At 42.3% G+C, this 13,834-nt stretch carries 15 protein-coding genes and 1 tRNA gene; 5 read left to right on the forward strand and 11 right to left on the reverse strand.

Translation table 11 applies throughout. The annotated features are described in order from the left end of the window. Positions 1 to 45: 45 nt before the first annotated feature. Positions 46 to 1,182 (reverse strand): hypothetical protein, encoded by a 1,137-nt coding sequence (locus G519_RS43655; protein ID WP_051253508.1) that lies wholly within the window; start codon positions 1,180 to 1,182, stop codon positions 46 to 48. A 167-nt stretch (positions 1,183 to 1,349) separates the two neighbouring features. Here G519_RS43655 and G519_RS0119140 point away from each other — a divergent pair, with 167 nt between their 5' ends. Genes G519_RS0119140 through G519_RS0119150 form a run of 3 tightly spaced genes read left to right on the forward strand, consistent with a single transcriptional unit; the run spans position 1,350 to position 4,053 of the window. Then, positions 1,350 to 2,183 (forward strand): alpha/beta hydrolase family protein, encoded by an 834-nt coding sequence (locus G519_RS0119140; RefSeq protein WP_036633411.1) that lies wholly within the window; start codon positions 1,350 to 1,352, stop codon positions 2,181 to 2,183. Between the two features lie 3 nt (positions 2,184 to 2,186). After that, complete coding sequence (locus G519_RS0119145) at positions 2,187 to 3,548, forward strand: Na+/H+ antiporter NhaC family protein (RefSeq protein WP_029196073.1); 1,362 nt, start codon at positions 2,187 to 2,189, stop codon at positions 3,546 to 3,548. Further along, a complete protein-coding gene (locus tag G519_RS0119150) occupies positions 3,541 to 4,053 on the forward strand; it encodes a metallophosphoesterase (protein WP_029196074.1) in 513 nt (170 codons plus the stop codon). The genes G519_RS0119145 and G519_RS0119150 overlap by 8 nt, the downstream gene beginning before the upstream one ends. Positions 4,054 to 4,305: 252 nt before the next feature. Here G519_RS0119150 and G519_RS0119155 read toward each other — a convergent pair whose 3' ends face one another. The 7 genes from G519_RS0119155 to G519_RS0119185 form a co-directional block, all read right to left on the reverse strand. Next, positions 4,306 to 4,686 carry a hypothetical protein gene (locus G519_RS0119155; RefSeq protein ID WP_029196075.1) on the reverse strand — a complete coding sequence of 127 codons (381 nt, stop codon included), beginning with the start codon at positions 4,684 to 4,686 and terminating at the stop codon, positions 4,306 to 4,308. Between the two features lie 23 nt (positions 4,687 to 4,709). Continuing rightward, positions 4,710 to 5,537 (reverse strand): hypothetical protein, encoded by an 828-nt coding sequence (locus G519_RS0119160; protein ID WP_029196076.1) that lies wholly within the window; start codon positions 5,535 to 5,537, stop codon positions 4,710 to 4,712. A 5-nt stretch (positions 5,538 to 5,542) separates the two neighbouring features. Further along, positions 5,543 to 6,037, reverse strand: coding sequence for an anti-sigma factor family protein (locus tag G519_RS0119165; RefSeq protein WP_029196077.1), 495 nt, complete (start codon positions 6,035 to 6,037; stop codon positions 5,543 to 5,545). Continuing rightward, the gene (locus G519_RS0119170; RefSeq protein ID WP_029196078.1) at positions 6,034 to 6,558 is read right to left on the reverse strand and encodes an RNA polymerase sigma factor; all 525 of its coding nucleotides are present in this window, start codon (positions 6,556 to 6,558) and stop codon (positions 6,034 to 6,036) included. Before G519_RS0119170 ends, G519_RS0119165 begins: the two co-directional genes overlap by 4 nt. 35 nt (positions 6,559 to 6,593) lie before the next feature. Beyond that, positions 6,594 to 7,889 (reverse strand): VTT domain-containing protein, encoded by a 1,296-nt coding sequence (locus G519_RS0119175; protein ID WP_029196079.1) that lies wholly within the window; start codon positions 7,887 to 7,889, stop codon positions 6,594 to 6,596. An 88-nt stretch (positions 7,890 to 7,977) separates the two neighbouring features. Beyond that, positions 7,978 to 11,064, reverse strand: a complete 3,087-nt coding sequence (locus G519_RS0119180) for an efflux RND transporter permease subunit (protein ID WP_029196080.1) — start codon at positions 11,062 to 11,064, stop codon at positions 7,978 to 7,980. Between the two features lie 197 nt (positions 11,065 to 11,261). Further along, on the reverse strand, positions 11,262 to 11,456 hold the full coding sequence (locus G519_RS0119185; protein WP_029196081.1) for a hypothetical protein: 195 nt from the start codon (positions 11,454 to 11,456) through the stop codon (positions 11,262 to 11,264). 361 nt (positions 11,457 to 11,817) lie between these two features. Here G519_RS0119185 and G519_RS0119190 point away from each other — a divergent pair. Further along, positions 11,818 to 11,890 (forward strand) — tRNA-Val (locus tag G519_RS0119190). Between the two features lie 158 nt (positions 11,891 to 12,048). Here the strand turns inward: G519_RS0119190 and G519_RS0119195 are convergent. The 3 genes from G519_RS0119195 to G519_RS50305 form a co-directional block, all read right to left on the reverse strand. Further along, positions 12,049 to 12,339 (reverse strand): hypothetical protein, encoded by a 291-nt coding sequence (locus G519_RS0119195; RefSeq protein WP_029196082.1) that lies wholly within the window; start codon positions 12,337 to 12,339, stop codon positions 12,049 to 12,051. A 197-nt stretch (positions 12,340 to 12,536) separates the two neighbouring features. Beyond that, positions 12,537 to 12,746 carry an alpha/beta-type small acid-soluble spore protein gene (locus tag G519_RS0119200; protein WP_029196083.1) on the reverse strand — a complete coding sequence of 70 codons (210 nt, stop codon included), beginning with the start codon at positions 12,744 to 12,746 and terminating at the stop codon, positions 12,537 to 12,539. Positions 12,747 to 12,903: 157 nt separating this feature from the next. Further along, a complete protein-coding gene (locus G519_RS50305) occupies positions 12,904 to 13,047 on the reverse strand; it encodes a hypothetical protein (protein ID WP_154669592.1) in 144 nt (47 codons plus the stop codon). A gap of 311 nt (positions 13,048 to 13,358) precedes the next feature. Here G519_RS50305 and G519_RS0119210 point away from each other — a divergent pair, with 311 nt between their 5' ends. Beyond that, the gene (locus G519_RS0119210) at positions 13,359 to 13,685 is read left to right on the forward strand and encodes a hypothetical protein (RefSeq protein ID WP_029196084.1); all 327 of its coding nucleotides are present in this window, start codon (positions 13,359 to 13,361) and stop codon (positions 13,683 to 13,685) included. Positions 13,686 to 13,834 lie beyond the last annotated feature (149 nt).

Below are 13,834 nucleotides of genomic sequence, written 5' to 3' on the forward strand. Positions count from 1 at the left end.
CATAAGCCCGGCATCTCTCGACTAGCGCAGAGATGCCGGGCTTTATTATTGAATGACGGCGCTGCGGATATACCAGCGCTCATCAAGCGAAGCTCTTTCGAGGCGAAAGAGCACGCGCCTATTCACAACCGCGGATGCACGCATCGGCGTAGCCGAAACGTCAACCGCGGTGTCCAGCTGCAGGAGCTGGGACACGTCCCGCTCCGGGAACTTGGACAGTCGGCGCATGCTTCGCACATGCACCGCCTGTTCTTGCCCGGTGGTGACCTGCAGCAACTGCAGGTCACCTTGGTTCGCCGCGCTGATCCACACGTCGATCAGCGCCCAGGGCGAGAGCTTACTGATGTATTCCGTCAGCAAGCCTGCCGCTCGGTGCACCATGACCTGGTGCGCCGGGTCTACGGAGCGGGAGCCGTGCGTCACGCTCCCGAGGAAGTGAATACAGAAATGACCGTTGAAGTCATTTCCCGGTATACCGTCACCTCCATGCGGCATGCCGTGCATGGACCCGGCCAGCGTGCGGCCGTTCAGCTTCACGAGGACCGCCTTGCGGTCCCAGCTCCAAGCGCCGCCGTAGATGGCTTTGAGCGTCGCGGAGTCGGCTTTGGTCAGCGGCTGTACATCCGCATGATGGGAGCCTGCGCGTCGCTGCCCCTCAAAGCTAAGACCGCTCTCCACGTCTACGATAGTGAATTTACTGTATTTGGGGAGGACTTCACTCGCCTCCTCCCAAGGAAGTATTTCGCCATAGTGCTTGGCTCTAACAACTTGAACTTGCGAACGAAGCGTGTTTTGAGCGGCGCTTGATATGTTTAACGTGAGTCTCGCCGAGAGATCTACCACTTCACCATTCGGGGTAACACCATAGCTTTGTTGCACACCCTTTTTATCAAAGGAAAGCGTGGTATCCGGGAGAAGGGGGGCGACGAAAGGGGCACCAGTATCTCCATCTTCTAGCTCTCGTTGTAATTTTTTATCTACAAATATAGCTTCAGTTTGATAAGCAGCGTGAGGTGAAACTTTAACGACCAGCTGGAGCTTCCCAGAACTCGCGGTTTCTTCAAGCTGTGGCATTTCGCCGTAAGTATGCGCGTTAATCCCTATTGCAGCTGTTAGTAGGCTTGTAAGCAACAGCGTGCAAAACAGCTTTCGGAGCAAGCTGTTTGCTCGGTGTGGATGCATAGGTTAGCTTCCTCCTAATTCAGTTTGATAAGCACATAATCAAGTTTTTACTAAATGACTTAAATTTATGAACAGCCGTCCTGACTATGCTGATCTATTTTGATTTGTGATAAAATAACAGAAGTATGCCGTGATTAGCACACGATTTGGAAGGGAAGGGAATACGAATGAAACCAAGCGCGGGTAAACCGTTTGAATTATGTATAGCGACTGATCGTGTTGTGAGAGGGGACTTTTATGAAGCGGCATCACAGCCGGCCAGAGGGACTTTAATTATTTGTCACGGGTACAAAGGCTTCAAAAATTGGGGGATGTTCCCGCATGCGGCTCAGGCGTTAGCCGAAGAGGTCGATGTGATTTCGATCAATTTTTCGCACAACGGCGTGGGCGCTGACTTACTTGAGTTTACGGAACTTGAGAAGTTCGCTCGAGAAACCTATTCCAAGGATTTAGAAGATTTGCATGCGGTTGTGAATCATATTCGTAACCGTGAAAGCTCAACAACCCCGAAACCCATTCTTCTTTTAGGTCATAGCAGGGGGGCGGGTGTGTGCTTGATCTATGCGCTTGATCATCCTGAACACATTGCCGGTGTGATTAGCTGGAACGGAATTGCGAATGTCGATTTATTTACGGAGGAAAATAAAGCGCAGATGCGGGCAGCAGGGCGAACGTACACGATGAACGGGCGCACCAAACAAAACATGCCGCTGGACCTCGAAATCTTAGAAGATATGGAGCATAATCGCGAGCGCTTCGATATTGTGGGTAGGATTAGCACTGCTAAATTCCCAATCGCCCTTATTCAAGGAACGGAAGATGGAGAGAGAGGAATCCGAGGCTCACAGAGGCTTGTTGAGCAAAATGCCGCCATTGCATGGATTAGAATTCCTGAGGGCAACCATACCTTTGGCTCGGTACACCCGTATCAAGGGGAGACGAAGCCGTTGAAAGAAGCAATACATGCAACCAAACGAACGATACAAGGGATGTTAGCCTAAACGATGTTAACGATTAGACAACTTAGTGCGGTAATCACGATAACGATTATAGGGCTTGCTGCTGCGTATTTTCTACATATTCCTTTAGTGATTGGATTTTCGTTGGGGCTATTGACATTGGTTGCCCTCATTTGGCGAGCGGGAACAACATTGCAGGACATCTTGAAAAGCATGTGGGAAGGTGTTAAACACACCAAAGAGGTCATTTGGATTCTTGCCCTAGTTGGCGTAGTTATTCCTACATGGACTATGAGCGGTACGATCCCATATATGATTGATTTGGGCCTTAGTGTAGTTGATCCCAGTTTTTTTCTAACCTTTTCATTTGTTCTTTCTGTTTGCATCTCCATGGTGCTGGGCACATCTACAGGAACGCTTAGTTCCGTAGGAATCCCATTAATTGGGCTGGGGCTGCTGCTGCAAATCCCGCTTCCTATGGTTGCTGGTGCACTTGTGTCGGGTGCTTTTGTTGGCGATCGGACTTCACCATTTTCCAGTGCAAACAGACTTGTGGCTTCTTCAACAGGTGTTTCCATGAAGGTCCTATTTAAAGCGTTACTACCCACAACTATAGGTGCGCTAGGTGTCTCGCTGGGGTTTTTCCTCGTATGCGATATGAGTGGAGAATGGCATTGGAGTGACATCACCTTACACAATCAGCAGTTTGCTTCGGGATTTAGATACAGCTTGTGGATCTTGCTGCCAGTGCTTGCCCTATTGATTTCGATCCTTTTAAGGTTCAAAACAAGAAATGGCTTCCTCTTGTCGATTGCTTGTGCCATCCTAATTGGCATGAGCTTGCAACAAATAACTTGGCATGAATGGCTGCATGATATGTGGTTTGGCTACCATTCCAGCATGTTTAACTCTTTGCAAACCAAAGGGCTTTCCAACATGATCGAACTGATTGCCCTTATCGCACTCGCGGGAGCTTATAGTGGCATTTTAGAAAAGTATCGTGTCCTAGAGACATATATGCAAAAGCTGCTGGGAGAGACGTCCGCTTCACTCCTTTCGGCGACTGTACGAACAGCACTGTTTGGCCTAGGCCTAGGCCTTGTTTCGTGTACGCAAACATTGCCAATTATGATGACCGGGCGGAGTTTGAAGCCTTTTTGGGAAGAGCGATTTCCTCGCAGTCAGCTGGCTCGAGTTGTGGCTGATTCAAGTCTTATTCTAGCTGCGATGATTCCATGGAACATGCTTGCCATCGTCTGTGGAACAATTGTAGGCGTACCCGTGCACGCGTATGTTGGCTATGCGCCGTTTCTTTGGGCTTTGCCTGTATGTACCTTGCTGTGGTCCTTATGGTGGAGAGACCGTGAAAGTTTAAGTAGTAGAAGAGGAGGGGGATTCGATGGCTAATACCTATTTTATTTCGGACCATCACTTTGGTCATTCATCTATTATTGATTTCGAAGCTCGGCCTTTCGCCGATGCAGACGAAATGACCGCGACGATGATTGCCAAATGGAACGCTGTTGTTAGTAAAGAAGACAAAGTATTTCATCTAGGGGATTTTTCCTTCTTGAATAAAGAGCGAACTCAAGCCATTGTTTCGGAGCTAAACGGTTATAAAATCCTCATCTTAGGCAATCACGATCGAGGAAGGTCGAGAACCTGGTGGCTTGAAGTCGGCTTTGACGAAGTGAGCGAGTACCCGATCATTTATAAGAATTTCTTTTTCCTATCCCATGAGCCGATGTATATGAACAAACAAATGCCCTACCTCAATGTACACGGCCACATTCACAGCCAGAAATACGAGGGACGCCATTACTTTAATGTGAGTGTGGAGCATTGGGATTATACGCCAGTTTCTTTTGAACAGATTAGAGATTCAGTTGTAGTGAGTGAGGAGCAGTCGTGAAGAGGCTGTCCAATAAGACGTTCTTCTTTAGACTCCCTCTTGTTTCCACTGTTGCACTACATGGAAAAGTTACCGTTAATTTTGGTTTTTTTTCATAAAAAGCTAGTTTACATGGAGTTTTCCAGTTAGATGACCGTTTTGAGCAATTAACGCCAGATGAACTGGAGGAATTTCTGTTAGATTTCGCTCCGTATCGAAAGAAAATAGAGGCTGCTCGCTAGGTTTTCAACCTTTAGAGTCAGCCTCTTACTTCTAGTGTCCCGCTAATTTGTTAATGGTTTCTATTTTCTTATCATGACTTAGCCTAACAAACACAGTAGATATTTCACTTTTTGGGTTATCTACACGAATATCACGATTGTTGAAATGCACATGATCAATTCCTAGACTATGGAACATAAATTTATGATCCTCCGTATCCAGACCTTCGAATGAGAAGTCTCCCATGAGTCTGAAAATGTCATCATGACCTTTCATAAGAACATCGATATGGTTAGTGGTTACGTGAATATTCAGCAGCAAGGTATTGGAAAATTCGATTAGAAAGGTTCCTTTACGAATTCCTTTTTCTAATCTATGCCACTTTCCAGTAATAGCCTCAACCAGCGTACTACCATCAGAGTACTCGTTCATTTTGCCACCTCTCTAATTGCGTATTAAACTCGGTTTTTCTTTCTTACTTTTTCAACAAACCAAATCGTTGCAACCCCAAAGGAAAACAGGAAGATAACCACAAGGAGGAGTAACCCCAGAATAGGAATATTTACAGATGAGGTTAGAATAAATGCTCCTAATGTGGCTTTAATCCAGTCCGCTTTCCCCGATGTTCCTTGGACTCGTTCTGCAATGAGATAACTAATGGTGGTCATTCCAAAAGCAAATGCAACAAAAATAATGAGACCTATAAGAAGTATGAAAGGTATTCCAACTACGGTAAGTAGCAAAAGCAAACTTACTGCGATAAGAATCATTCCGCTAAAAAAACCTGTATAGATCAGCTTGCCCATGGATTCAAACCTATGTTTCTCAATAAAAGAAGCGGTTCGATGCTTACCCAATAAGATCATCAGCAGGGGGATGAGTATCATAATTAAACTTCCAGCTAATTGAATGACCCATATTCCAAGCACGAGTCCTCCACCAATAAGAAGACTATTTTGAGTAGCATCATCCAAGGAAATACTTATGACGTCGCCATTAATCACGGATCCAGCGTCTTGTTGGACTTTCCCTCCAATGACAAATACAAAGCCTTTAACCTGTGATGTAGACCCAAGGTGGACGTCACCATTTACAATAACAATAGAGTTAGCGATTGATCCCAAGACGAGAGCATTTCCGCCAATAATAATAACATCATCAACCGTTTGATTGGCAGGTATCGTTGTCGTTTGATGCTCATAAATACTTTTCGCCATAACAGAAGAAGGAAGCAGCACGAATGCGAACAAAACCAAAAGGGCTGCATATATTGTTTTTTTCAAATAAATTATCCCCTTCCGTTCATGTTAGTCTGGAGCAATCGACGTAGATAAAAACTTGAGAAAATAAGCATGAAGATTGAAAAGATGATCGATGCACCAAATAAAGAGGGAACTGACGTTAGGACACTTGGTATGACAAAGACGAGAACAGCTATAAACTTAAACAAAATGGATATTAATGTAACAAATACAGGCCCAGATAAAATTAAAACAATAAGAACAGTAAGAATTCCTAATACTGGTAAAGTAACCCACGCTTTATTAATAGGCTTAGCAGCCGGATTTAAATTTATTTCATTCATGATTCTTTGTTCTAGGTCCACTGGGGCTTCAAAATCCTGAAATGCGGAGGAAGCTTGAAACTTCAAGTGAAGCAGATCTTCATATAAAGTCTGGCATTGTTCACAATAAGCTAGATGTTCTTCTAGGATGCGATTTTCATCATCATTCAGTTCGTTATCGATATACGCTGACAATATATCATCCGGATGGTTAATCATAGCTCATCCCCCTTTTTCATTTCAATTCGCAGCGCCATTCGGGCAGCATGCAAGCGAGATTTCACGGTGCCTACGGGTACATCTGCTATAACGGCAATCTCATCATATTTGTATCCATGAATATCATGCAAGATAATAACCTCTCGGTGTTCTGGAGTCAGATGTTTCATTGCCTCTTCAATCGTCAGTCTGAGGTGTGTTGGTTCATAACTTACATTTAATTCTTCATTTTCTGTTGAAAGTGGTTGTTCTTTAGTACGTTTTTTTAATTTATCCTTACAAAGATTCGAAACAATGCGAATTATCCAGGCAGAAAAGGCATACTCCGTTTCAAGTTGATTCATCGAATAGTAGGCTTTGATGAAGGCTTCCTGTGCGGCATCTTCTGCTTCCATCTGATCCCCTAGCATACCTAAAGCATACCGATAAACATGACCTTTATACCTCTTTATTAATGCAGTGAAAGCTTCCTTTTCTCCTCGTTTGGCTTGGTAAATTAATCGGTAAAGTTCTTCATCCACACAGTATCAACCCCCCTTACATCCAAACGATGCAACTACGATGCTATAAATCCATTCTTACGGAGCATACGAAGGATCTCTAGTAAGATCACATTTAAGCTAATCCAAGCACCTCCAAATGCATAACCAGCAATTACATCGCTTGGATATTGAACATCAAAGAAAATGCGACTGACCCCTACTAGCAAACATAGAAGGATCACAAGCAATGTTGCAGTGATACGAAACTTCAACTTTACTTGATGCCGAACCAGTAGATAGGCAGCAAAGCCACAGACGGTTAATGAAATTAATGTCTGCTCACTTGGAAATGTAGAGGGGAATGGATAGTTAGTAGAAGACGGACCAATGCGATGAAACAATGCCCGCAATCCCTCATCCAGAGCCTCTCCTCCCACAATAACCATTGTAAAAGACAGCAATTCAAGCATACGATCTTTGCTTTTTATTAAAATCCAAAGAGAGGTAACTACGATTAAAGGGACAAATACGTAATAAGAGCCCAATAGGGCAAAACGGTTCATCCAAACCGTCCAATCTAGATCAAATACCTCATGTATGATATAGCTCGTGACTTCATCGAATAAAGCAAATTCATTAGCTAAGAAATCTTGGATTAGTCCAATCATTAAGGTTATGAATGCAGCGAAAATCGCAAAGGCAGCAAGCACAATAAACTTAACCTTACCCATAGAATGAAAGTTAAGGATTCCTTTTTCCAGACTATTCGTAAGCATTTCCTTAAATTGAAGCTTATTTTTTCTATATAAATATACCATGATGAAAATGAAAGCCGCGATAATCCCAGCGTAAATCAGATATCGATTCATCGTATGATGATATTGCTCCCATTTCGGACCTAATACTTTCCCAAGGGAAATAAAAACACTCACCCAAAGAAAAGCTCCAGTGTAAGCATACCAGGCATATTTACGAAAACGAATACGTGTCACGCCCGAAAAGTACCCGGTAAAATGTCGAATCCCAGGAATGAAATAGGCGATAACCAGCACTTTATTCCCATACCTCTGAAACCAATAAGAAATCTTATCAAGTTTATCGGGACCTAAATGAACACGAGTACCATATTTTTCAAAGAACGGTGAACCTAGTCGGAAACCAATCCAGTAAGAAAGGGTCACACCGGTTGATACACCGGCACCAGCTGTTAATATACAAAGAAACCAATTTAGCTTTCCTTGAAAAATCAGCAGTCCTGCATAGCTCATCAAAACTTCCCCAGGAAGCGGTAACGCAAGCATTTCAAGCAAAAGGGCAAAGAAGAGAACCCAGTAGCCATAATGTTCTAACCAGCTTGTTAAAAAGCCCAATGAAATCGTCCTCCTTTCTTAGTATTTTGATCGCTCAAAGGGAAAAATAACCCTTTATCCTGCTCAAGGGTTATTTTTAATTATTCTTTTAGTTCGTTTTTGTCTTTTTCTTACCTTGCATCCATTCATAAATAATAGGAATAACCATGAAACTATTTAGCGTTGAAGTGATCATCCCTCCAATGACAACAATGCCAAGCGTTTGGGAGATAACGGTATCGGCACTCTGCGATAGAGCCAATGGCACAAGTGTAAGTACAGTTGTACCTGCTGTCATGAAAATGGGGCGGACTCTAGATAAACTGCCTTGGAGTACAGCATCTCTCAATTCAATGCCATATCTACGATTCCGTTCAATTTTATCAATCATGACGATTCCATTCGTTACTACGATTCCTATTAGCATCAATAGACCGATTAGTGCAGCGAGGTTCCACTCACCATGAATGAGATATAGAGAGATTACGACACCGCTTAAGGCAAGAGGAATGCTTAGTAGAACCGCAAACGGTGCTTTCCAGCCTTTGAAAACAAAACTGGTGATAAGCAGAACAAGTAAAATGGATACAGCAACTGCAATAGAAATTTCAACAATCATTTGCTTTACTTGCTCAGAAATGCCGCCAAGTGAATAGGTGACTCCGTTTGGCAATTGAATGCTTTTCAGTGTGTTATCCACATCATTTGAAACTCTGTTGACATCATTGGAGATGATTTGCGTAATCACAACGGCAAGAGGCTCTCCATCACGTTCTTGAATAGATGATGAAGCATTATTTTCATGAATACTTGCTAGTTGATCCAATCTAATTTGTTGACTATCTTTTGTAATAAAAGACTCTGCTGCTAGGGAAGCTAGAACATCCTTAGACTCGTTTATTTTTGAAATATTTGCATCCTTCGTTTTAATCGGATCGATGTAGACATCGACACCCGTACTTCCGCTAGCAGTAGGAATGTCAAAATCTTTAGCTTTCGTCATGTAAAGGGCTAAAATCTTATTGATATCTTCAAGCTTAACGCCTGTTTGTTCGATTTTATCTCGATTTAATGTTACTGCAAATTTAGGAATACCACCTGTTAAATCTGTTTTTCCGTTCACGCTCAGACCAGTTACCTTAGCAAGCTTAATACGAACTAACTGTGCAGCGGTTTCGAGTGTTTGTTGATCGGCTCCGCTAAGCATTATTTTCATTTGTGAATCGTCACCAGCAATGTTTTGGTTTGTGACCGTAAATGCTGCTTTGCTGGTTATAGCGTCTAGTTCTTTCTGTTCGTCTTGGATAAATGCATTCAATTGATTCTTATCTTTCAATATGACGGATAAGTTCCCTACATTCGGTAGCTGTATAAAACCACCGCCTGCATCGAAAACATCATCAGCTTGCGGAGTAAAATTCGAACCGAATGTAGCAGAAAATGAAGCTACGTTTGGATGATTTCGAAGTACGTCCTCCACTTTCTTCACTTCTGAATCTACCTCCGAAAGCGAACTTCCCTTAGGCAGTTCGACCTTAACTGCTACTTGGCCAGATTTAGCACTGGGTAACAAATTAATCGGAAGCTGCGTGGCAAAAAATGCCGCGGCTACAAACAAAACAAGGGAAGTAGTGATAACCGTTTTCTTTCGTTTCAACGCCAAAAGTAATACAGGTTTCATTAGGGGCTCAAGGGTTACGGCTTTTGTATCTAGTCCTTTCCAGCCTAGAAATGCAAGCGATGGTATCACAAACATGGCCACAAGGAAGGATACAACAAGGGCGATAACAACAGACCATGCGAATCCCGAATAAGAAGCACCAATAATGCCACCTACTAAAGCAATTGGAACATAAACGGCAATCGTTGTTGCTGTAGAAGCAAAAATCGCAGGCAGCATCTCATTTACAGCTGCAACAAGCGCTCCTATGACAGGTTTATCTTTATTTTCTTGAACTTTCCGATACATATTGTCTAAAATAACAATGGCATCATCAACGATTCTCCCCATAGCAACGATAAGACCTGATATTGTTAAAATATTGAGTGTTACTCCCATAGCTTTCAAAATGGCTGTTGTTGCTAATAGAGAGATAGGTAAGGATATCGCAATTAAAAGGGTAGATCGAATATTTCGGAAAAAGAATAACACGCACAGCATGGAGAACAAGCAACCCCATAGCCCTTCATGAACTAATCCTTTCAAAGAGGAATTGAGGTCATGTTCTCTGTCTACTAACAGATTTAGCGCGACATCACCGTTTTTAACGGATGTAATCTGCGAAGTGCGATCTCTTACTTTTTGTGCAACATCGGTGATGTTGGCAGACGGCGTTTTTAAAACATCGAGTAACACGCTTGCTTTTCCATCCGTTCGAGAAATGGTTTTCACATCGGTTAGAGAATGGGAAACATCTGCTACTGCCGATAGGGCAACGGATTTTCCTTGTTTATTTTTGATCTGAATATTCCCTATTTCTTGATCACTGAGATTCCAACTTTCAATAACAACGGGGATAGATGCTCTTACATTGGCAATGTTTCCTTTAGACCAGTTCGGTAGTGAAGTCGTAATGGATTGATTGAAGTCATCCATCGTCATTCCACTAGTCATTAAGTCTTTCATTCGGACTGTGATGACATATCCATTATTAGCTCCGCCGACTGTTCTTACATCAGCTACACCAGGTACGGATTTTAAATGGTTGACAATATCCGTTTGAATCTTTGATCGAAGCGTGAGGTCATCCACTTGTGCGCTTTTGGAGATCAAACTGTAGCTTAGTATTGGAAACGAACTTGTCGTAACACGAGTAACTGCAGGCTTGGCCACACCGCTAGGTAGATCAACATTGTTTAATGCTTGCTTAATTTCATTTTCTGCTTTACTCATATCAAAAGTCATGGGGAAATAGAGGTTCATGAGTAAACCGCCATCATAGGAGGTGGTCTCTACATTCGTTAATCCATCTGACGTACGAATCGCATCCTCAAGTTTTGAGGTAATATCCTTCTTCATTTGTTCTGCTTGATATGCTGGTGCGCGGAGAGAAACCATGAGAGTTGTATTGTTGATTCCCGGTAAGTAATCACGCTGCATTTGAAAAGCAGAGGCGGCTCCCCAAGCTATAATAAGCACGATACAAATAATGATGATCGTGGCACGCTGCATGGCAGCTTCAATCAGTTTCTTCATTTTGAAACTCCTTTCAAATTTGCCTTATAACTTGAAGGACTTTGCTTTTGCCCAGATTGTTCATCTTGTCTTTTGGTTTTTTTATCCTGTTGGTTTTTTGGATGTAGGTATACTGAAAAATCAAAGAATCCCGTCCTATGGAGGACGGGATTCAGTCATCATATTAATTTTAGAAAAAGAGCCTTCAATCTCAACCCTTATTTCTTTTTCACTTCTTCTACAAACACGTCACTTGCGTCACGGTTACTTCCAAGCTCGAGGATCGTATATTTCTTCTCACCAATCATGATGACATCTTCAACTTCTGGAAGCGGATCCCCTAGATACACAGTTCCCAAATACACATTACTGCTCTTCAAACGTAAATTCCATCGATGCTGTTGTTTCGTCATTTCCTTGTTCCTCCCAAGATCTACTGTCATCAAGTTACCATAAATCAAGCCAAGATGAAAGCCCCACTATCAAACAAGCTCCTAAGTATGGTACAGTAGTATCAAGATTGTCCGGAAAGGTTGACCATTACATGACTGCACAAGGTGTCTCAAAGGAAGAACTTTCCATCCTGCTCCCCAAGAATGACGAGTTATTTCACGGTTCACTGGCGAACATATCTTACATTCCCAGGTCCAAAAAGAAACGAGGAACGCTTCCATTTTTCCAAAAGCTGTTCCGTTATTGGCGTAATTAAGAATGATAACCATCTGTTGACAATCACCTAAATCCTTGGTATATTACTAATTGTCTTCAAAAAACGACTTGTTAGCTCAGCTGGGAGAGCACTATCTTGACAGGGTAGGGGTCAGTGGTTCGAGCCCACTACAGGTCATACCGAGAAAGTCCTTACATGGTAAGGGTTTTTTTTTGTTTCTCATATTTTTTGTGCTTTGAAACGCTATTCTAATCGGATGATTCCGATAGATGGCGTTTTTTTATGGTTCTCAATGCAAATAAAAGAGGCTGCTCTTTGCAGCCCCCGTGTATGTATTAACGAATGTTGTATAGGGAAGCAAGGCAATCAACGAACATTTTGTTGTATTCTTCGCGGGTATAATCTTTATTGCAGGCAATGTCTCTGCCCAGGAATTGAAACCAGGTGATTTCGGTGGGGATTTTTTTGTAGACAAACTTTTCATTTTGGATGAGGAACGTATCATTCTCGAAATACGGTACATTGTCAAATTGGAGAGCTTTTTCGCCTTTTTGTTCACTAACTAATGTGGCCAAAAGAATGAGCATGCGGTAGGGATCACGGAATATTTCATATTGTTCAGTCAAGGTAAACACTCCTTTATCGGATAATGGACAACGTAATCATACTAGAACTATTTTCAGAATAGAATACTTCCCTGGAAACTGGTGAGGAAATTGAAGAAATACATGATCATTTCGAAGGAAAAAAAGAAAAGACTGATTTTCACTCTAAGGAGGATCGAGTGAATCAGTCTTTTTTTGCTTGCTCCTACATCAAAGGATTAGCGTTTGAAGCTGGAAAGTTGTTGCTCAGCTATTTGCACTAATCGCTTCGTGATGTTGCCACCAATTGCACCAGCATCACGTGTTGCCAAATTACCGTTGTAACCAGTAGGGGAGAGAGGGACACCAATTTCCTGAGCGACTTCATACTTCAGTTGATCCAATGCTGCCTTTGCTTGTTGTACGACTAAAGTGTTGTTTCTAGCCATTCATAATCATCTCCTTTTTTTTGGTACACCAGTATTATTTGAATGTTCAGATTATTTATTCGCGAAATTTTAAAAAATTTACAAGTTTTTTTATCGTCTTCCAAATATCAATAAACCCCCAACCAGTAGGCTGGGGGGGATTATATAATTAGAATGATTATTCCTCTTCGGATTCCGTGCTTTCTTCCGCAGCAGCAGCTTCTGCAACTTCTTCAGACACCTCTTCGCTCACCACTTCTTCGGTGGACTCTTCGGCGATTTCCTCTTCATTTTGGGATACAACTTCTTCTTCTTGGCTCATTTGTTGTCACCTCCTCCGATACGTATAGTATCATCTTAGCTGCTTCTAGCAGGCTACACAAGTAGGGCAATAGGGAAAATGATAGATTTAATGTAACCTTTATCTGTTTGTCATTCCTTGTGGAATTTGAATAGCAACTTAAGTCGTAATCTGCTAGAAAATGCTTTGTTTTCGCCTGATTGCACGATTAAGCATGTTTTATTTTTTCTATGAATATACATGAGGCGAAGCAGCAAAAGTTCAAGATTTGCTAAGCTGAGCTTATGCTTACGAAGTTAGTTTTCTTACGAAAACTCTTAGGAGGAATCCGAATGAATCGGTCGGATGTTATTTTGGAGTTACAACTTGTACCGGAGCTGCTTAAACAAGCAGAAGCCATCTATGTGGATGCGGTATCGGAATTGGCATGGGCGAAGCATCAGCTTCTAGCCAAAGAATGTGAAGTTATTGGGGATGGTATGGTTACAGGGAAAAACGAGCTTCAACGACAAGCGGAGATGTGGCCATACACCAAAGATTTACAGCAGCAAGTTTTGCGGATGGAAGACGCCGTCGAGCATACGAAGGTTGAGTTCCATTTCTACAAGAGGAAGCTAGAGAATCTACAAATCATCGCGAAACTCATGACGATTTTATAAGGAAATAATGGAATGAGTCAAGTCTGCAATCAAGAGATTGCAGGCTTTTTGCTATAGAACGCTAATGATGAAAAATTTGTTCTTTTAATGCGGTTACAGTGTAATGCAGTTGTGCATCCTAAGGGTAGATTATGTAAAAGCCAAGTATT

This window comes from Paenibacillus alginolyticus DSM 5050 = NBRC 15375 (genome assembly GCF_000422905.1).
GTDB classification, from domain to species: domain Bacteria; phylum Bacillota; class Bacilli; order Paenibacillales; family NBRC-103111; genus Paenibacillus_E; species Paenibacillus_E alginolyticus.